Raw genomic sequence first — 1,303 nt, 5'->3', positions numbered from 1 at the left:
GGACCTGACCCCTGTTTGGTGGACACCTGATATCCAGCCCGGTTGGGTTGGGAAGAAAGGTAATCTACCACCATGCCTAGGTACTCCGAACAGTTCAAACGTGATGCTGTGGCCCTCTATGAAAACAATGAGGACCTTTCACTTCACGCGGCTTCAGCAGAGCTTGGAGTCAATCGTTCCTCGCTTTTCTCCTGGCTTCAGCAATACGGCACCGGCAAACGTGCCCGCACGAAGGCCATGCGCGACAACGCCAAGGAGACGACTGATTCCGAGCGAATCCGCCAGCTAGAAAAAGAGAACGCGAAGCTGCGCGAAGAACGCGATATTCTGCGCAAGGCCGCGAAATATTTTGCCGAAGAGACACGCTGGTGATCCGCTTCCAGTTTGTCTATGACCACCGAACCGAGTATTCGGTCAAGCGGATGTGCCATGTGTTAAAGCTCAATCGCTCCTCGTTTTATAAATGGGTCAACACCCGCGAAAATCGCAGGTTAAAGATGTATTCCGATGCCCTTATTGGTGCAAGAATCAAGGCCATCTTCGATGATGAGAACGGGCTTTATGGTGCTAAACGCATCGCTGCAAGCCTCAACGACGATACGGACTTCGGCCCGATCAACCATAAGAAGGTCGCACGCATCATGAAATCCATGGGGCTAAAAGGCTTTAGCAAACGGCGTCGATGCATCACCACTAGGCGTAAGCCTGGTCACCGTGTCATGCCAGATTTAGTAGGCCGTACATTCACCGCTGACGAGCCGAACCGTGTGTATGTCGGCGACATTACCTACCTGCCGTGTAAGGGCGGTAAGAACATGTACCTTGCCACGGTCATTGACACCTATTCACGAAAACTTGCAGGTTATGCACTCGCAGACCACATGCGTGTCTCACTGGTCATCGAGGCTTTGTCCCATGCCAGCACAGTCCGCGGAAGCCTTGACGGGGCTATTTTCCATTCTGATCATGGAAGTGTGTACACCTCACAGGCGTTTAGGGACCACTGCGCCCAACTTGGTGTGCGCCAATCCATGGGCGCGGTGGGAACTAGTGCCGATAATGCCCTGGCAGAGTCATTTAACGCCACCTTAAAACGTGAAGTGCTACGTGATCGGAAAGTCTTTGATAATCCCATTATCTGCCGGCAGGAAGTCTTCCGATGGTGCATGCGCTACAACACACGCAGACGACACTCCTGGTGCAACCTTCTAGCCCCCGATGACTTCGAAGCACTCACATCAGCTACACTGACCCAAGCAGCATAGCTAACCCCCGACGTGTCTACTTTCCAGGGGTCAGGCCC

General features: G+C 53.1%; 1 protein-coding gene. It reads left to right on the top strand.

Features of this window, described 5'->3' with window-relative positions; genetic code table 11:
* The first annotated feature begins 72 nt into the window (after positions 1-72).
* Positions 73-1,265, top strand: a protein-coding gene (locus BN9444_RS13270) for an IS3 family transposase (protein WP_369814861.1) whose coding sequence is annotated in 2 segments (ribosomal slippage) — positions 73-355 and positions 355-1,265 — 1,194 coding nt in all. Because the reading frame shifts where the segments join, the coding sequence is not laid out codon by codon here.
* Positions 1,266-1,303 lie beyond the last annotated feature (38 nt).

Origin of the sequence: Corynebacterium phoceense (assembly GCF_900092335.1) — a bacterium.
Classification (GTDB): domain Bacteria; phylum Actinomycetota; class Actinomycetes; order Mycobacteriales; family Mycobacteriaceae; genus Corynebacterium; species Corynebacterium phoceense.
Note: the sequence above shows the minus strand (reverse complement) of the source record. Positions and strands in the feature narration are given on the sequence as shown.